Genomic DNA, 16,706 nt, shown 5'->3' on the forward strand with positions numbered 1-16,706 from the left:
GTGGTGCAGCAGCCGCACTGGAGCGGCTGAGGCACCGCAACCTGCATGTCCTTTCAGCCATGATCGCCAGTTGGGGAGCGCGCTCCGCGGTGAGCGCGGATTCCGCTCCTCAACCCGCGATCATGCAGACGGCGACAGCTCGCACACACCGTTGTCACCTCGCCCGCCGCTGAGCTGGTGTCGAGCGCCGTGCCGGTTCGCGAGCAGGGCCGACAGCCCTGTCGGGACTGGCGCAGGCTGCTCAGTGGGTCGTTGGTAGCGCCCGCGGATCCGCACACACGTGCTGAGCGCCGTGATCAATCCGAGGGTGACACTGCGGTTGCTAGACGCGCACTCAGGTGGCGCTCGTAGCCATCACCGTGGCGGTGATCGATCCGAACGACACGCTGCTGCACCACGCTGCATGTTCTCGTGCCGCCCACACTGATCTTGGTGCGCTGCGATCCAAGCGCGAACGGGTGTGCGAGTGGTGCTCGGTTCGTCAGCGTCGGCCGGGAGGCGGCTGGTCGGGCGGGGTCACCGCTGGTCGAAGGCGCGGGCGCCGAGTTGGGAGGAGAGCAGCTCGATGGCGACCTCCTCCGGATCGCGGCGCACGCTGCGCTCCGCGCGGGAGGCGTCGGCCTCGGCGAACATGGCCTCCTCGTCGTCCGGCGGGGGTTCGTCGGACGGCGGCTCGGGCGGGAGCGGGATGCCGTCGTCCGAGCCGCTTCCACCGCGGGGACGCTGCGCCGGTGCCGGGCGTCGCGGCTCGGGGCGCTCCTGTCGCGCCGGCTCCGGACGGTTCGGCCGCTCCGGCTCCGGGGCCTCGCGCCGCGACGGGCGTTGCGGAGCGGGTCGCGGCGCCGCCTGCCGGGGCGGCGGCTGCGCGGGACCGCCGCCGTCGCCCGTCTCGCAGCGGACGCGCCACTGCACGCCCAGCACGGCGCGGAGCGCCTCGACGATCACATCCGTGTTCCGCTGGTCCGACAGGCGGCGGGCCAGCGGCGGCGAGGCGATGCTCAGGACCAGCGTGTCGTCCTGCACCGCGCGGACGGTCGCGTTGACCAGCAGCGCCTCCGTGCTGCGGCTGCGTTGACGCGCTGCGACCAGGATCTCCGACCACACACGCCGCACGGCGCTCGCGTCGAGACCGTGTGCGGCAGGCGCCTCGGCCGCAGCAGGGGCGGCAGGTTCAGCGCTGGGCTGCGCTGCGGGCGACGGACGGCTCGGGGCCGCCTGCTGCGGCGGCGCCTCGGCGCTCGCCCCAGTGTCGGGCCGACTGGGTGCCTCGGGCCGCCGCGGCTCGTCCCTCGGTCCAGCGGTCTCGCGGGCGGCAGCCTCACGCTCGAGCGGGGTCCCACGTCCGGGAGCCCCGCGGCCGGGTGCCTCGCGGTCCGAAGTCTCACGGTCCGAAGTCTCGCGGGCGGAGGCCTCGCGGGCGGAGGCCTCGCGGGCGGAGGCCTCGCGGGCGGAGGCCTCGCGGCCGGGTGCCTCACCGCTGCGCGCCTCGCCTCCGACGCTCTCGGCTCCTGCCGCCTCTGCACTCCCGGCGCCTCGGGCTCCGGCGCCCACGCGACCTGCACTCTCGAGACCGGCAGACCCACGGTCGGCAGAGTCGCGCCCAGCAAGCTCGCGGTCCGCAGCCTCGCGACCACCGGACTCACGACCAGCAGGCTCGCGACCGGCAGTGTCGCGGCCGAGCGCATCGCCGGCGGCAGTCTCACGCCCAGTTCCCTCGCGGCCGGGCGCCTCCTGTTCGGACGCCGCGGCGCGACCGGGAGCGCCGCTTCCAACGCCCTCCTGGCCTGCCGCCTCACGACTTCCGGCGGCCTCACCCGACGCCTCGCCACCCGCGGACCCACGTCCGGCCGCCTCGCCCGACGTCTCAGGACCCGCGAAGCCACGTCCGGTGGCCTCGGCTGAGGCCTCACGCCCAGCGGGCGTGGGTGAAGTCGCCTCGCGGCTGGCGCCCGCGCGGTCGGCCTCGGCCTCGCGGCCCGGGGCGTTGCCGCGAAGGTGCGCCGCGGGCTCCGAGCCCTCGCCTCGCACCGGTGGCTCTGACTCGAGGGCGGCCGAGCCTGCGCGGGCGTGTGCGTCTGCGCGGCCAGGTGCCTCGGCGGGGTCAGATGCGTCGGCGCGATCTGGTGCGTCGGCGGGGGCGGGAGCGTCGCCACCGCGCGCACCTTCCGCCGAGCTGCTGTGTCCGGCAGCAGCCGGCCGACGGTCCTCCGCTCGCGCGGGGACGTCGTCCCGACCGGCCGCGACCTGCCCCGGCGCCGCGTCACCTTCCGCCGCCCGCGGGGGCCGGGCCCCGTCCGCCGCACTCTCCTGCGCCGGCCGGGCCGCCGGAGCACCACTCCTCGTCCGCTGCGACGGCCGCACGAACCGCGGCGCCGCATCCCCACCCGACGCCACCGGCGCAGTACCGCCGGCCGGAGCCGACCCGCCCGACAACGCAGGCGCACCCGGCTCGGGCGCGATGGCCTGCCGCCGCTCGACCCGCTCGAGGCGCTCGAGCAGCCCGGCGTCGGACGTCGTGGCCGCGGGCAGCAGCATTCGCGCGCACAGCAGCTCGAGCAGCAGGCGCGGCGCGGTGGCCCCGCGCATCTCGGTGAGCCCGGCGTGCACGATCTCGCCGTACCGGGTCAGCGTGGCCGGGCCCAACCGGGCGGCCTGCTCGATCATGCGGGACAACTCGTCGTCCGCCGCCTCGACCAGCCCCTGCTCGGCGGCCTCCGGCACGGCCTGCAGCAGCATCAGGTCGCGGAGCCGCTGCAGCAGGTCCGAGGCGAAGCGGCGGGGGTCGTGACCGGCCTCGACCAGCCGGTCGACGGCCTGGAAGACGGCGCCACCGTCCGCCGCGCCGAGGGCGTCGACCACGTCGTCGATCAGGGCGACGTCCGTGACGCCGAGCAGCGCCACCGCGCGCTCGTACGTGACACCCTCCGGACCGGCGCCCGCGAGCAGCTGGTCGAGCACCGAGAGCGTGTCGCGCGCCGAGCCGCCGCCCGCGCGGATGACCAGCGGGTACACCGCCGGCTCGACGCGCACGTCCTCGTCGGCACAGATCCGCTCGAGCAGCGCGCGCAGCGTGCCGGGCGGGATCAGCCGGAACGGGTAGTGGTGTGTGCGGGACCGGATGGTGGGCAGCACCTTGTCCGGCTCGGTGGTCGCGAAGACGAAGACGAGGTGCTCCGGCGGCTCCTCGACGATCTTCAGCAGGGCGTTGAAGCCCTGCGTGGTGACCATGTGTGCCTCGTCGACGATGAACACCCGGTACCGCGACTCGGCCGGCGCGTAGAAGGCGCGGTCACGGAGCTCGCGCGCATCGTCCACGCCGCCGTGGGACGCGGCGTCGAGCTCGACGACGTCGATGTTCCCCGGCCCCTCGGGCGCGAGCGCGACGCACGAGGCGCAGACGCCGCACGGATCGGGCGTGGGGCCCTCGACGCAGTTCAGCGAGCGGGCCAGGATCCGCGCCGACGACGTCTTCCCGCAGCCGCGCGGGCCGGAGAACAGGTACGCGTGGTTGATCCGGCCGGCGGAGAGCGCCGTGCCCAGGGGTTCGGTGACGTGCTCCTGCCCCACCACCTCGGCGAACTTCGCCGGGCGGTACTTCCGGTAGAGAGCCAGCGCCACGCGAGCGAGGCTACCGACCACCCCCGACAAGTTTCGGGAAGGGGCGGAGCCGGAGAGGGAGAGAACGAAGGGGACCCCGCGCACCCGCCAGAGCCCGCTGACCCTTGCTGCCTTCCGGCCCTGGGGGAGTTCACAGGATGGACGCCGCGCGGGGTCCGGTGCCGAGTGTAGCCACATGCGCCGGGGAGGGTCCCGGGGCGGGGGTCGGAAATCGCGTCGCGTATCGTTCCCGCCGGAGGATTCGCCTAGTGGCCTAGGGCGCACGCTTGGAAAGCGTGTTGGGAGCAATCCCTCAGGGGTTCGAATCCCCTATCCTCCGCCACGCGAGCACGAGCGCCGGGTCGATGCCCGGCGTTCGTCGTTCTCAGGGACTACAGCGCCGTCTCGAGGCCCGCTCCCGCCCGTTCCGCAGCGTCGAGGACCACCGCCGCGGCCGCCACGTCGAGCACCGCCACCCCCACCGACTTGTAGACGGTGGGCTGCTCGTCCCAGGCCCGGCCGGGGCGCAGGCCGCCGAGCACCTCCCCGAGCTCGACGACGACGTCGGGGTGGATCCTCCCCCGCTCGAGCAGCTCGGCGAGGTCGTTCGAGCCGACGGGGTAGGGCGCGAGGGTGGTCGGGCGGTGCTCGACGACGATCTGCGCCCGGGTCAGCAGGGCCGCGTCCACCTCCCGCCCCTCCGGGCGGTAGCCGACGGAGGCCACGTGCACCCCGTCCGGCAGCCCGTCCGGCCCGACGAGCGGGCGGAGGGTGCTGGTCGCCGCACAGACCACGTCCGCGTCGTGCAACGCACTCTCGATCGTGCAGACCCGCGCGGCGACGCCCTCTGCCGCGAGGGAGTCGACGACCGCGGCGACCTTGTGCGGGTCGCGTCCGCCGATGCGGATCTCCTCGAACGGACGCATCCGCGCGACGTAGCGCGCGTGGGCCTGCGCCTGTGGGCCGGTGCCGAGCACGGCCAGGATCCGGGCGTCGGGCCGGGCCAGGGCCTGCACGGACAGTGCCGACGCCGCCGCGGTGCGGTCGGCGGTGATGACGTCGCCGTCCATCAGCGCGCGCAGGGTGCCGTCCTCCGGAGCGAACACCGCGACGAGGGCCTGGTGCGTCGGCAGCCCCAGCGACTCGTTCCCCGGGTAGAGGGTCAGCAGCTTCGCGGCGACGACACCGAGCGTCTCGCTGTACGCCGGCATGGCGGCGAGGAGGCCGAGCTCGCCGACCTGTGCCGCGATCCGCGGCGGGACGGACGCCCGCCCGGTGCTCAGGTCGACCAGGGCCGTCGCGACCGCGTCGAGGAGCGCGTCCGGGTCGAGGAGGGCCTGGACGGCGGCTCGGTCCAGCAGGCGCATCGGTCGATGGTCCTGAGTGCGTCGGCCCACGTCAACGGCCCGGAACGACGAACGCCGGGGGGCCCTTGCGGGCCCGCCCGGCGGGTCTGGCGGTAGCGGTGGGATTTGAACCCACGGAGGCGTGAACCTCACGCGCTTTCGAGGCGCGCTCCTTCGGCCGCTCGGACACGCTACCGCCGACAAGGTTACAAGCCGGGTCTCAACGGATTTCAGGCCCCCCGGTGCCCCGCGAAGAACGCCTCCAGGAGCGCCGCCGCCTCGGCGGCCCGGACCCCGCCCACCACCTCGGGACGGTGCGTGAGCCGGCGGTCGCGCAGGACGTCCCACAGCGACCCGGCGGCGCCGGTCTTCGGCTCCCACGCCCCGAACACGACCCGTCCCACGCGGGCGAGGCCGAGCGCGCCGGCGCACATCGTGCAGGGCTCGACGGTCACGGCCAGCGTGCAGCCCTCGAGCCGCCACTCCCCCCGGACCCGGGCGGCCTGGCGCAGCGCGAGGATCTCGGCGTGGGCGGTGGGGTCGCCCAGGGCCTCCCGGGCGTTGGCCGCGGCCGCCAGCTCGCGCCCCGCGGCGTCGACGACCACGGCACCGATCGGCACGTCACCGGTGCGCAGCGCACCGGCCGCGACCTCGAGGGCGCGGCCGAGCAGCACGTCGTCGGCCGGGGTGGGCAGCACCCGGCCATCGTGCCCGGTCAGCGCCGATGTTCGCTCCGCGAGCTCCGCTCAGCGCCGATGTTCGCTCCGCGAGCTCCGCTCAGCGCCGATGTCCGCTCCGCGAGCTCCGCTCAGCGCCGATGTCCGCTCCGCGAGCTCCGCTCAGCTGCCGATGAGCTTGGCCAGCTCCTCGCCGAACCCGCAACGGCGGCCGATCGCGGCCAGCTGCTCGTCCGGGTACAGCTCGATCTCGCCGGCGAGCACGCCCAGCTCCTCGGCCGGCAGCCCGAGGTCGGCGAGGATCGCGAGGTCGCCCTCGGGCCACGGGTCGTCGTCGAGCGCGTCCTCGTCCGGCGGCAGCTCCACCCGCAGCAGGTCGAGCACGTCGGCCGCGACGTCGTAGTCCAGCGCCGCCACCGCGTCGGACACCATCAGGGACACGCCGTTGGGGACCGGGCGGAGGAGGACGAAGAACTCGTCGTCGACGTCGAGCAGCCCGACGACGGCGCCGGTGGACCGCAGCCCGCGCAGCTCGGTGATCGCGGCGTCGAGGTCGACCAGGGCGTCGGGATCCAGACGCACGCATCGCCAACGCCCCTCCTCCCGGATCGCGGCGACCGCGAACCCGGGCAGCGAGGAACCCCGCGCCTCCGTGGGCGCCTCCACCGTCTGCACCGGCATGGCGCTCACGGTAGGCGCGTTTCGGCTGTGTCACAAACCACAATTCGGGTGGAGGTGCCCGCGGTGCCAGGATCGGGTTCGTGCCCGACCTCGCGACCGCCCCCGCCACCCTCCTGGGCGCCGCCCGGTCCCTCCAGCCGCGCGCGGTGGCGCTGCGCCGCGCCCTGCACCGCCGGCCCGAGGTGGGCCTCGACCTGCCCCTGACGCGCGACGCCCTGCTCGCCGACCTCGCCGACCTCCCGCTGCGCCTACACCTCGGGAACGGGCTGAGCTCGGTCGTCGGGGTGCTGGAGGGCGCCCGGCCCGGCCGCACCGTGCTGCTCCGCGCGGACATGGACGCGCTGCCGCTGCGCGAGGACGCGGCCGTGCCGTTCCGCTCCGAGGTCGACGGCGTGATGCACGCCTGTGGCCACGACCTGCACGTCGCGATGCTGGCCGCGGCGGCGCGGCTGCTGTGCGAGCGGCGCGACCAGCTCGCCGGCCGCGTCGTCCTGGTGTTCCAGCCGGGCGAGGAGGGCTTCCACGGGGCCCGGCAGATGATCGAGGAGGGGCTGCTGGAGCGCCGGGGGCCCGGCGGCCGGCCCGACGCCGCCTACGCCCTGCACGTCAGCGCCACCATGCCGAGCGGCGAGGTGTACTCCCGGCCCGGCCCGATCATGGCGGCGGCCGACGTCCTGCGGGTCACGGTCACGGGACGCGGCGGCCACGCGTCCGCCCCGCACCACGCCGTCGACCCCGTGCCGGCGGCCGCGGCGATGGTCGGCGCCCTCCAGACGATGATCACCCGGAAGGTGGACACGCACGACCCCACCGTGCTGACCGTGAGCCGGATCAGCGCCGGGACCACCGACAACGTCATCCCGGAGACCGCCGAGCTCGAGGGCACCCTGCGGACGATGTCCGAGGGCGTGCGGCAGGCGGTGCGGGCCGAGATCGAGCGGGTCTGCACGCACACCGCGCTCGCCCACGACTGCACCGCGCGGGTCGAGATCGAGCCCGGCTACCCCGTGACCGTCAACGACCCGGCCGCCACGACCCGGCTGTCCGACGTCGCGCGCCGGCTGCTCGGCGACGCCCGCGTCGGCACCCTGCCCACACCGATCATGGGCGCCGAGGACTTCGCCTACGTGCTGGCCCGGGTGCCCGGTGCCCTCGCCTTCCTCGGCGCCTGCCCGCCCGGCGCCTCGCCGCACGACACCTCGCCCAACCACTCCAACCGGGTGCGGTTCGACGAGTCGGTGATCCCGGCGGGCGCCGCCCTCTACGCCGCGCTGGCCCTGCTCTGAGGGGGTGGCAGGCTGGACGGGTGACCAGCCTGCGCGATCTCTCCCTCGCCCTGCGCTCCGGCGAGCTCTCGCCCGTCGAGCACGTCCGGGACGTCCTGGACCGGCTCGCCGCGGACGACCACGCCGCCGTCGTCACCCTCGACGCCGAGCGCGCGCTGGCCACCGCCGAGGAGCGCGCCGCCGAGCTGGCCGGGCACGAGTGGCGGGGCCCGTTGCACGGCGTGGCGGTCGGGGTGAAGGACCTGTTCGACGTCGTCGGCCTGCCCACGCGGGCGGGCTCGGCGGTGCTCGCCGACGCCCCCGCCGCGACGACCGAGGGCCCGGTCGTGGCGCGCCTGCGCGAGGCGGGTGCGGTGATCGTCGGGAAGCTGGCCACGCACGAGTTCGCCTACGGCCCGACCGGGGACGTCTCCGCCACCGGCTCCGCCCGCAACCCACGCGACCCCACGCGGATCACCGGCGGGTCGTCGTCCGGCTCGGCCGCGGCGGTCGCGGCGGGGCACCTGCCCCTCGCACTCGGCACCGACACCGGGGCGAGCGTGCGGACGCCCGCGGCGTTGTGCGGGGTGGTCGGGCTCAAGCCGGAGTACGGCACTCTCTCGGCCGACGGCGTGTTCCCCCTGGCCGAGACGCTCGACACCGTCGGGATCCTCGCCGCGGACGTGCACTCGGCCTCCGTCGCCTGGGACGTCCTGTCCCGCCCGGACGGCACCGGCGGCGGCATCCAGCCGCCCGGCATCCGCGGCGCGCACGTCGGCGTGCTGGTCGACGACTACTGGCAGGCCGCCGACCCGGTGCTGGCCGAGGCGGTGCGGGAGTCCGTGCGGCTGCTGGAGAAGGCGGGCGCCGAGGTCTTCGAGATCCGGACGCCGTTCATCGGCGAGCTGGCCGCGGCGTACGCCGAGATCGTCGGGGCCGAGGCCTACGCGACGCACCGGGACTGGCTGGCCACGCGGCGGGCGGACTACCAGCCGGAGACCGTCGAGCGGCTGGAGATGGTCGCGGACCGGCCCGCGCACGCGTACGTGGCGGCGCAGCGGACCCGGAAGCGGCTCACCGCGGAGTTCCGCGCGGCCGTGTCCGACATGGACGTACTGGTCAGCGCCACGACCCGGCTGCGGGCGACGCCGATCGGCGAGCGGAAGGTCGACGGGGTGCCGGTGCGGTCGGCGCTGCTCGCGCTGACCAGCCCGTTCAACCTCACGAGGTGGCCCTCGGTGTCCGTCCCGGCGCCCGTCGCCGCGGGTGAGCTGCCCGCGGGGGTGCAGATCACGGGCGTCCGGCTCGAGGAGCGGGGCATCCTCCGGGTGGCGGGGGCGCTGGAGCGGGACTGACCACGGCTCGGGCGGGGCGGGCCGGTCGACTAGCCTGCTCGCCCATGCGAGCGCTGTGCGTGGTGGGGACCGGGCTCATCGGCGGGTCGTTGCTGCGCGCGGCGCGGGCCGCGGGCCGGGAGTGCTGGGGCGTCGCGGCGTCCGACGGCACGGCGTCCGCCGCCCGGGCCGACGGGTTCGACGTGAACACTGATCTCGACGCCGCGCTGCGCAGGGCCGCCGAGGCCGACGCGCTGGTGCTGGTCGCGGTGCCGCTGCCCGCGGTCGAGGGCGTGCTGAAGCGGGTCGACGCCGTCGCGCCCACCGTCCGGATGACCGACGCGGTGAGCGTGAAGGTCGCCGTGGCCGACGCCGTCGCCACCTTCGCCCCGCGCGCCCGCTACGTCGGCGGGCACCCGATGGCCGGCACGGCCGAGTCGGGCTGGGCCGCCGGCGACGGGGAGCTGTTCCGCGGGGCCGCCTGGGTGGTGATCGCCGACGACGGCGCCGACCTCGACGTGTGGAAGGACGTCGCCGAGCTGGCCTGGGCCTGCGGCTCGCGCGTGGTCCCGGCGGCCGCGGACGAGCACGACCTCGCCGTCGCCCGGATCTCGCACCTCCCGCACCTGCTCGCCGCCGTGCTGGCGACGGTCGGCGCCGGCGAGCCCGACGACGACCTGGCCCTCGCCCTCTCCGCCAGCTCCTTCGCCGACGGCACCCGCGTCGCGGGCACCCGCCCCGAGCTGACCCTGGCCATGTGCGAGGGCAACCGGCCGGCGCTGCTCGCGGCGGTCGACGAGGCCCTCGGCCGGCTCGGCGTGATGCGTGGGGCCCTCGCCTCCACCGGCGGGCTCAAGGCCACCGTCGAGTCCGGGTACCTGGCCCGGCAACGCTGGGCCTCGACCCGCGAGCCGCTGGCCCTGGAGGTCTCGCTCGACGGTCCCGACGCCCTCGCCGAGCTGCGCGAGCTCGGCCGCCGCGGCGACGTGGTCGGCGGCTGGAAGTAGCCCCGGCCGGGCGTCAGCTCTGCGGCGCCGGCTCCGCCCGCTCGTTCGACACCAGCGCGGCGAGGCCCGGCACGGTGAGCACGAACCCGTCCGCGTCGACCTCCAGTTCGACCCGCAGGTCCGCGCGGGAGAACTCGACCACCGCCGGCGAGTCCCCCTCCCCCGGCCGCACGGTCCGGTAGCGCTGCCTGGTCAGGGTCACCTCGAGATCGGGCAGGGACACGAACACCACGGGGACCTCGACGTCGACGGCCTCGCGGTGCGCGCCCAGCCGCCGGATGGGCAGCGCGGTGAACAGCGGGCTGAAGGCCAGGTCCACGTCGACCGCGCCGTCGAAGTCCTGCCGCGCGCTGCCGGAGCCGTCGTCGAGGAGCCAGAAGCCCTCGGTCCGGCTGATCGTCAGATGCTTCTCCGACCCGGTCGTCGCCGAGCTGAGCGAGAGCCGGCCGAGCGTGCCGTCCTCGCGGACGACCAGGCTGTACGACGCCGTGAAGTCGCCCTCCGGGTCCGGCCGGACGATCCGGCCGAGCGCGCGGAACCCGGCGGGACCCGGCCCGAAGTGCACGCGCGTGCCCTCGAGGCCCGGACGGCCGTCGGCCTGCCAGGTGAGCATTGTCGTCATCGACACCACCGTAGGGAGCGGGGACGGGCGCGGTACGACACGCCCGTCGTCGGGCAGATGATCTACAGGGGCAGCGGCTGCGCGCGGCCCTCGGTCGGCTCGACGGCGGGACCCCTCCGCCGCCCGTCGTGTCCGGCCGGTGCCCGGCCCGCCGGTGCGTGCATGTCCACGGTGGGTGCCCCCTTCTCGAGCATCGCCGTCCGCGTCATCCAACACCTCCGTGCCGCCGGTTTCCAGACGTGTCGACCCTCACCGGTCCTCCCGCCGCACCTCGGCGGGGTCGACGTCGGCCCGGACCCCGCGGAAGACCGGTTGGCGCAACCGGCCCTCGGCCGTCCAGCCGTGGTGCGCCACCTCGACCGTGACGACGGGTTCGCACCAGTGCGCCCCGGCGGCCTCGGCCCGGGGCGGGCGGGCACGGAAGGGTGACGCGTCCGTCTCCAGGTCCGTCATCAGCTCGCCGAGCACCCGCTGCACCACCGCTCCGGCGAGCCCCACCGGGACCCGGCCCGCGTAGACCAGGTCGCCGCCGTCGGGCACCCCGAGCAGCAGCGCCGCGATCCGCGTGCCCTGTCCGGACCGCTCGGGCCGCCAGCCGCCGATCAGGCAGGTCTGGGTGTGCCGGTGGGTCACCTTCACCCAGGCGGGGCTGCGACCGCCCGGCCGGTAGTCCGACTCGCGCCGCTTGGCGAGGACGCCCTCCATCCCCCGCCGCCCGGTGGCGTCGAACAGGGCGCGCCCGTCCGTGTAGAGCGGGGAGAGCGCCACGGCGGGGACCGAGGCGGTGTCGAGCCGCTCGAGGGTCGCGCGGCGCTCGTGCATCGGGCGTTCGAGCAGCGGGACGCCGTAGAGCCGCAGCACGTCGAACACCATGAACGTGACGGGCCGGGCCAGGGCACGGGCCCGGGACACCGGCCGGTGCACCCGGTCGGCGAGCGCGGCGAAGCTCGGCACCCCCTCCTCGAGCAGGACGACCTCGCCGTCGAGCACGACGTCCGGAGCGATCGACGTCAGCCCGGTCAGCTCGGGGAAGGTGGCCGTGACGTCCCGGCCCGCGCGCGTGACCAGGCGGACCTCACCGTCGGTGACCTCCGCGAGCAGCCGCATGCCGTCCCACTTCACCTCGTAGACCCATTCCGGCCCCGTCGGGAGCGGTCCGGGAGTGGCGAGCATGGGCTGCACACCGTCATGCTGTCACCCGACGGGCCGTCACGGACGGCAACCGGCGCGGAAGGGACGGGCGACCATGCGCGCGATGTGGAGCGGCGCGGTGTCCTTCGGACTGGTCAGCGTGCCGATCAAGCTGTACTCGGCCACGACCAACCACGACATCCGCTTCCACCAGGTGCACGGCGCCGACGGCGGCCGCATCCGGTACAAGCGGACCTGCACGGTGTGCGGCGAGGTCGTGGAGTACGCGGACATCGTCAAGGGCTACGAGACCGAGGACGGCGAGCTGATCACCCTCGACGAGTCCGACCTGGACTCGCTGCCGGTGGCCAGCGGGCACGAGATCGACGTGGTCGAGTTCGTGCCGGCGGACCAGATCGACCCGCTGCTGTTCGACAAGAGCTACTACCTCGAACCCGAGACCAAGGCGGCGAAGCCGTACGCGCTGCTGCGCGAGGCGCTGGCCGAGACCGACCGCATGGCGATCGTGCGGTTCGCGCTGCGCCAGCGGGAGAGCCTCGCACTGCTGCGGGTGCGGGACAAGACGATCGTGCTGCAGACGATGTTGTGGCCGGACGAGGTGCGCGAGCCGGACTTCGACATCCTCGACCAGGACATCGAGCTGCGGCCGCAGGAGAGGCAGATGGCCGCGTCGCTGATCGAGAGCATGGGCGCGGACTTCGACCCCACCGAGTTCCACGACGAGTACCGGGACGCCGTCGTCGAGCTGATCGAGTCGAAGAAGGAGCACGGCGACACCAAGCCGGCCCCGGTCGAGCAGAAGCGGGACGACGAGGGCGACTCGATGACCGACCTGCTCTCGGCGCTGCAGGCGAGCGTCGAGGCCGCGCGCGGCTCGTCCGGCAAGAAGGCCGCGACGAAGGCGGGCGCGGAGCCGCAGGAGACCGAGGAGCCGGCGGAGGAGAAGCCCGCCCGCGCCCGCAAGCCGAGCACCCGTCGCAAGAAGGCCGACGAGGGCGAGGACGGCGCCGAGAAGAAGACCACGACCCGGAAGCGCCGCACCGCCTGACCCCGTGAGTGCGTACTGCCGCTAGAGGGGCAGTACGCACTCACGACCGCAGGTGACCTGCGACGACGTGGTCAGGGGCCGAGCGAGCTCTGCGCCGGCGTCTGGTCCTTCTGCAGCGCGCCGAACAGCGCGCTCGCCCGGGTCTTGTCCCAGCGCACCACGGACTGCCCGCCGATCGTCGGCGTGCTGCCGACCGGCGCGGTCGTCGCGATGCCCCCGTTGGTCACCCCGCGCATCGCCAGGCCGAGCTGGGCGACGTTCCAGATGTGGTCGTTGTCGTCGACCGTGAGCAGGGCGGTCATCGCGTCGGCCAGCGGGACCACCCGGAACGGGTTGACGAGCGTGCCCACGCTCGTCGCCTTCGCGATCAGCGCCGAGAGGAACTCGCGCTGCCGCTGCACGCGGTCGAAGTCCGAGCCCGCCGTCGCCCGCGTGCGGACGTAACCGAGCGCCGTCTGCCCGTCGAGCTCCTGGCAACCGGCCTGGATGTCCAGCGCCGCCTTCGGGTCCTTGATCGCCTTCGGCACGCACAGGTCGACGCCGCCCACCGCGTCGACGGCGTCGACGAACCCGCCGAACCCGATCTCCGCGTAGTGGTCGATGTGCAGCCCCGTGGCGGCCTCGACCGAACTGATCAGCAGCGGCGCCCCGCCGAAGGCGTAGGCGGCGTTGAGCTTGTTCGAGCCGTGCCCCGGGATCGGCACGTAGGAGTCGCGCGGCAGGCTGACCAGCACCGATCCGGAGCTGCCGGAGTGCAGCAGCATGATCGTGTCGGTGCGCTGGCCGGCGGCGTCGCCCGTGCCCAGCCGCTCCTCGTCCTCGGCGGAGAGGTCGGCGCGGCTGTCCGAGCCGACGATGAGCCAGTTCGTGCCCGACGACTCCGCGGTGCTGTCCGCGGGCAGCGCCTGGACCCGGTTGAGGTTCTGGTCGAGGTAGACGCCCCACCCGATCAGGGCGACGAGGATCAGCGCGAGGGCGATCTTGATGCGGCGCCCCCACCGCCCGGGCCGGCGGGCCCGGGGCGGCTTCGGCGGGCGGGTGCGGACCGGCGGCCGGTACGTCTCCGGCGCGGGGGCCGACGACGGCATCATCCGGGTGTTCTGCGGGGGCGGTGGACCCTGCCGCGGCGGCGGGCCCGACGGCCTCGCGCCCGGCGGTGGCATCGGACGCCCCTGGGGCGGCGGCGCGGGACGGCGCCCCGGCTGGGCGGTCCAGCCCGGCCCGCCGCCGCGCCGCGGGGGCGGGGCGCCCCTGCCCGGCGGCGGCCCGGCAGGGCCGCGTCGGTCACCGTTCATCCGTCCCTGCACCGTCCCGTCGGTGTCGAGGCTCGCTCCGTGCGCTCCGCTCGAGGCGATGCTCGCTCCGCAAGCTCCGCTCGGCGAGTCGCCGGTCCGCTCCGGTCGCGGACCACGGTAGCGAGGGGCCGTACCGGTCCCTCAACCATGGGACGCGCGGGAGCGGCCGGGGTTGCGCGACGGTCCGGAACCCGCGCCGGCCGGTGCCGGCGGCGGGCCGGAAGGATCAACGGGTCACGTGAGGAGCTCCTCGCCCTCGAACTTGCCGAGCTCCTCGCGGTAGAACTCGAGCCCGACACCGTTGGGGTCCCGGATGTAGAGGCTGTTCTCGACGCCGCGGTCCGGGCCGAGGTAGTCGATGCCGGCCTCGTCGAGCCGGGCCCTGGCGCGCTCGAACTCCTCCGGCGAGGTGGAGAGGGCGAGGTGCTGCACCGCGCCGATCGTCTCGCTGAAGTCCGGGTGGTCGTGGCCCGGGAAGTCGAAGAAGCCCAGCAGGTTGCCGTGGCCGATGTCGAAGAAGAAGTGGCTGGAGCCGCGGTAGTCGCGGTTCTCCACCAGCTCGACGAGCGGGAAGCCCAGCACCTCCTGGTAGAAGCGGATGGTCTCCTCGACGTCCTTGCAGATCAGCGCGAGGTGGTGGACGCCCTGCACGGTCGTCGGCCTGCGGTCGGCGGGTGCCTGGAGGTACTTTCCGCGCAGGTCGGCGCGTCGGGCGCGGATGGCCTCGAGCTCGGCTCCCTCGGGCTGCGGCATCGGACTCCCCTTCCGTCGGTGGTACCCCGTCCAACGATTGTTGAGCGTGCAACATTCCGTGCCCGCTCCCGGAAACGGTAGCGCCGCGGGGCATGATCGGCCCGTGGATCCGCTGCCCCTCTGCGAGGACGACCTGGCCGACCCGGGGGTGCTCGAGCCGCACCGCGTCGTGCCCCGCCGGGTGCGGCTGCCGGAGGCCGCGGTGCTGTGCTTCTTCCCGGAGGTCGTGGCCGCGGTACCCGCCGTGCGGACGGTGCACCTGTCGTCGGAGCTCGGGCCGTGGCCGGTGCACGAGATCGAGCGGGACGGGCGGCGGCTGGCGGTGATCCAGCCCGGCGTCGGGGCGCCGTTGTCGGCGATCTTCCTCGAGGAGCTGATCGCGCTCGGCGTGCGGGCGGCGGTGGCCGTCGGCGGGGCCGGGTCGCTCGTGCCGGAGCTGACCGTCGGGCACGCGGTCGTGGTCGACAGCGCCCTGCGGGACGAGGGCACCTCCTTCCACTACCTGCCCGCCGGCCGGGTCGTGGAGGCCGATCCCGCGGGCGTCGCCGCGCTGACCGGCACGCTCGACGCCGCCGACGTCCCCTACGTCACCGCCCGCGCCTGGACCACGGACGGCGTGTTCCGCGAGACCCGCGGCCGGGTCGCCCGGCGCGTCGCCGAGGGCTGCGCGGTGGTCGACATGGAGGCGTCGGCGCTGATCGCGGTCGCCCGGTACCGCGGGATCCGGCTCGCCCACCTGCTCTTCGCCGGCGACTCCCTCGCGGGCGAGGAGTGGGAGCACCGGGGATGGACCACGGCTGCCGAGATCCGCGCCGCCCTCTTCGAGCTCGCCGCCGACGCGGCCCTGCGCCTCGTCTCTGCAGCTCACCGGGGGTCGTGAGCGCGAACTGCCGCTCTAGGGGCAGTCGGCACTCACGGGGTGCGGAGGGCGTCCACGAGACCGCCGAAGCGGGCGGGGCCGGAGGTGTCACCGGGGCGGTTGAAGCGGACCCGGTGGGCGAGGCCGTCGTAGCGGCGGCGCAGGTCGGCGGCGATCTCCTTCTCGGTCCCGATCGAGCACATGCTCTCCAGGATCTCGTCGGTGACGAGCGGGACCATGTCGTCCCATCGCCCGCGCTTGGAGAGCGTGTTGAGGTCGGTCTGCAGGTCGCCCCAGCCGTGCAGCTCCAGCACCGGGCGGTAGGCGGGCGTGGAGCCGTAGAAGGAGATCTGCCGGCGGACGGCCTCGACGTCGGCCTCGTCGAGCGCGACGAAGGCGGACAGCGCGATCTCGAGCGGCGCCAGGCCCTCCCCGCGGTGCTCCTCGACCTCCGGGAGGATCACCTCGCGCAGGTACCGCTCGGTGAGGAACGGGTGCGTGAACAGCCCGTCCGCCACCTGTGCCGTGGTCCGCAGCATGTGCGGCCCGACGGCGGCGAGGAACACCTCGGGCGGGCCGTACGGGTTCTCGGGCGGCACGAAGTTCGGCGTCATCAGGGTGTGGTCGTAGAACTCGCTGCGGTGGTGCAGCCGCTCGCCCGTGTCCCAGGCGTGCCAGATCGCCCGCAGCGCCATCACGAAGTCCTTCATCCGCGCCGCAGGCCTCGACCACGGCATCGAGAACCGCCGCTGGACGTGCGGGCGGATCTGGCTGCCGAGGCCCAGCACGAACCGGCCGCGGGAGAACCGCTGCAGGTCCACGGCCTGGTAGGCCACGGTCATCGGCGTCCGGGCGAAGGCGATCGCGACGGACGAGCCGAGCTCCAGCCTAGTGGTGTGCTCGGCCCCGACCGCGATCGGCAGGAACGCGTCCGCCTTGTTCTCGCTGTTCCAGGCGCCGTCGAAGCCGAGGTCCTCGGCGGTCCGGGCGTCCTCCGCCACGTGCTCGAGGCCGTCCCGCAACCGCGCGTCGATCTTCACGGGCGCCGACTCTGCCCGGCGCCGGGCGGG

At 74.9% G+C, this 16,706-nt stretch carries 14 protein-coding genes, 2 tRNA genes, 1 other RNA gene and 1 pseudogene; 6 read left to right on the top strand and 12 right to left on the bottom strand.

Going from position 1 to position 16,706, the window contains the following annotated elements; translation table 11 throughout:
• Positions 1–1,989 precede the first annotated feature (1,989 nt).
• Both PKE99_RS39590 and ffs read right to left on the bottom strand, forming a co-directional pair.
• A pseudogene (locus PKE99_RS39590) lies at positions 1,990–3,618 on the bottom strand (DNA polymerase III subunit gamma and tau); the annotation flags it as partial.
• A 64-nt stretch (positions 3,619–3,682) separates the two neighbouring features.
• Positions 3,683–3,779, bottom strand: an RNA gene (gene ffs, locus PKE99_RS13565) — signal recognition particle sRNA small type.
• A 73-nt stretch (positions 3,780–3,852) separates the two neighbouring features.
• On the opposite strand from ffs, the gene PKE99_RS13570 reads away from it, so the two are divergent.
• Positions 3,853–3,940, top strand: a tRNA-Ser gene (locus PKE99_RS13570).
• 49 nt (positions 3,941–3,989) lie between these two features.
• Here PKE99_RS13570 and PKE99_RS13575 read toward each other — a convergent pair.
• The 4 genes from PKE99_RS13575 to PKE99_RS13590 form a co-directional block, all read right to left on the bottom strand.
• The gene (locus PKE99_RS13575; RefSeq protein WP_037048512.1) at positions 3,990–4,964 is read right to left on the bottom strand and encodes an ornithine cyclodeaminase family protein; all 975 of its coding nucleotides are present in this window, start codon (positions 4,962–4,964) and stop codon (positions 3,990–3,992) included.
• 87 nt (positions 4,965–5,051) lie between these two features.
• Positions 5,052–5,139: transfer RNA gene (locus tag PKE99_RS13580), tRNA-Ser, on the bottom strand.
• Positions 5,140–5,173: 34 nt separating this feature from the next.
• On the bottom strand, positions 5,174–5,641 hold the full coding sequence (locus PKE99_RS13585) for a nucleoside deaminase (protein ID WP_037048509.1): 468 nt from the start codon (positions 5,639–5,641) through the stop codon (positions 5,174–5,176).
• A gap of 141 nt (positions 5,642–5,782) precedes the next feature.
• A complete protein-coding gene (locus PKE99_RS13590; protein ID WP_051737761.1) occupies positions 5,783–6,301 on the bottom strand; it encodes a tRNA adenosine deaminase-associated protein in 519 nt (172 codons plus the stop codon).
• A gap of 80 nt (positions 6,302–6,381) precedes the next feature.
• On the opposite strand from PKE99_RS13590, the gene PKE99_RS13595 reads away from it, so the two are divergent.
• Genes PKE99_RS13595 through PKE99_RS13605 form a run of 3 tightly spaced genes read left to right on the top strand, consistent with a single transcriptional unit; the run spans position 6,382 to position 9,907 of the window.
• Positions 6,382–7,587, top strand: coding sequence for a M20 metallopeptidase family protein (locus PKE99_RS13595; protein ID WP_037048507.1), 1,206 nt, complete (start codon positions 6,382–6,384; stop codon positions 7,585–7,587).
• A 20-nt stretch (positions 7,588–7,607) separates the two neighbouring features.
• Positions 7,608–8,921, top strand: coding sequence for an amidase (locus PKE99_RS13600; protein WP_037048505.1), 1,314 nt, complete (start codon positions 7,608–7,610; stop codon positions 8,919–8,921).
• 44 nt (positions 8,922–8,965) lie between these two features.
• Positions 8,966–9,907 carry a prephenate dehydrogenase gene (locus PKE99_RS13605; protein ID WP_081924361.1) on the top strand — a complete coding sequence of 314 codons (942 nt, stop codon included), beginning with the start codon at positions 8,966–8,968 and terminating at the stop codon, positions 9,905–9,907.
• A gap of 13 nt (positions 9,908–9,920) precedes the next feature.
• Here PKE99_RS13605 and PKE99_RS13610 read toward each other — a convergent pair whose 3' ends face one another.
• From PKE99_RS13610 to ligD, 3 genes are all read right to left on the bottom strand, one after another.
• Entirely contained in the window at positions 9,921–10,529 is a 609-nt protein-coding gene (locus PKE99_RS13610; RefSeq protein ID WP_051737760.1) for a putative glycolipid-binding domain-containing protein, read from the bottom strand.
• A 62-nt stretch (positions 10,530–10,591) separates the two neighbouring features.
• Positions 10,592–10,738 (bottom strand): hypothetical protein, encoded by a 147-nt coding sequence (locus PKE99_RS13615; protein ID WP_156067740.1) that lies wholly within the window; start codon positions 10,736–10,738, stop codon positions 10,592–10,594.
• Between the two features lie 40 nt (positions 10,739–10,778).
• The gene (gene ligD / locus PKE99_RS13620; RefSeq protein ID WP_081924359.1) at positions 10,779–11,702 is read right to left on the bottom strand and encodes a non-homologous end-joining DNA ligase; all 924 of its coding nucleotides are present in this window, start codon (positions 11,700–11,702) and stop codon (positions 10,779–10,781) included.
• 73 nt (positions 11,703–11,775) lie between these two features.
• Here ligD and ku point away from each other — a divergent pair, with 73 nt between their 5' ends.
• The gene (ku, locus tag PKE99_RS13625) at positions 11,776–12,729 is read left to right on the top strand and encodes a non-homologous end joining protein Ku (protein WP_037048500.1); all 954 of its coding nucleotides are present in this window, start codon (positions 11,776–11,778) and stop codon (positions 12,727–12,729) included.
• A 71-nt stretch (positions 12,730–12,800) separates the two neighbouring features.
• Here ku and PKE99_RS13630 read toward each other — a convergent pair whose 3' ends face one another.
• Together PKE99_RS13630 and PKE99_RS13635 are read right to left on the bottom strand one after the other, a co-directional pair.
• On the bottom strand, positions 12,801–13,820 hold the full coding sequence (locus PKE99_RS13630) for an LCP family protein (protein WP_037048498.1): 1,020 nt from the start codon (positions 13,818–13,820) through the stop codon (positions 12,801–12,803).
• A 438-nt stretch (positions 13,821–14,258) separates the two neighbouring features.
• Entirely contained in the window at positions 14,259–14,777 is a 519-nt protein-coding gene (locus tag PKE99_RS13635) for a VOC family protein (protein WP_037048495.1), read from the bottom strand.
• Between the two features lie 103 nt (positions 14,778–14,880).
• Here PKE99_RS13635 and PKE99_RS13640 point away from each other — a divergent pair, with 103 nt between their 5' ends.
• Positions 14,881–15,657, top strand: coding sequence for a nucleoside phosphorylase (locus tag PKE99_RS13640; RefSeq protein WP_037048492.1), 777 nt, complete (start codon positions 14,881–14,883; stop codon positions 15,655–15,657).
• A 32-nt stretch (positions 15,658–15,689) separates the two neighbouring features.
• On the opposite strand, the gene PKE99_RS13645 is transcribed toward PKE99_RS13640, so the two are convergent.
• Positions 15,690–16,676 (bottom strand): TIGR03617 family F420-dependent LLM class oxidoreductase, encoded by a 987-nt coding sequence (locus PKE99_RS13645; protein ID WP_037048489.1) that lies wholly within the window; start codon positions 16,674–16,676, stop codon positions 15,690–15,692.
• Positions 16,677–16,706: the final 30 nt, after the last annotated feature.

Source organism: Pseudonocardia halophobica, from assembly GCF_027922425.1.
Lineage (GTDB): Bacteria > Actinomycetota > Actinomycetes > Mycobacteriales > Pseudonocardiaceae > Pseudonocardia > Pseudonocardia halophobica.

Excerpts from the sequence above, each read along its gene's own strand:
- PKE99_RS13575 (WP_037048512.1), bottom strand. The coding sequence starts at position 4,964 with ATGCGCCTGCTGGACCGAGCCGCCGTCCAGGCCCTCCTCGACCCGGAC.
- PKE99_RS13590 (WP_051737761.1), bottom strand. The coding sequence starts at position 6,301 with ATGCCGGTGCAGACGGTGGAGGCGCCCACGGAGGCGCGGGGTTCCTCG.
- PKE99_RS13605 (WP_081924361.1), top strand. The coding sequence starts at position 8,966 with ATGCGAGCGCTGTGCGTGGTGGGGACCGGGCTCATCGGCGGGTCGTTG.
- PKE99_RS13610 (WP_051737760.1), bottom strand. The coding sequence starts at position 10,529 with ATGACGACAATGCTCACCTGGCAGGCCGACGGCCGTCCGGGCCTCGAG.
- PKE99_RS13615 (WP_156067740.1), bottom strand. The coding sequence starts at position 10,738 with ATGACGCGGACGGCGATGCTCGAGAAGGGGGCACCCACCGTGGACATG.
- ligD (WP_081924359.1), bottom strand. The coding sequence starts at position 11,702 with ATGCTCGCCACTCCCGGACCGCTCCCGACGGGGCCGGAATGGGTCTAC.
- ku (WP_037048500.1), top strand. The coding sequence starts at position 11,776 with ATGCGCGCGATGTGGAGCGGCGCGGTGTCCTTCGGACTGGTCAGCGTG.
- PKE99_RS13630 (WP_037048498.1), bottom strand. The coding sequence starts at position 13,820 with ATGATGCCGTCGTCGGCCCCCGCGCCGGAGACGTACCGGCCGCCGGTC.
- PKE99_RS13635 (WP_037048495.1), bottom strand. The coding sequence starts at position 14,777 with ATGCCGCAGCCCGAGGGAGCCGAGCTCGAGGCCATCCGCGCCCGACGC.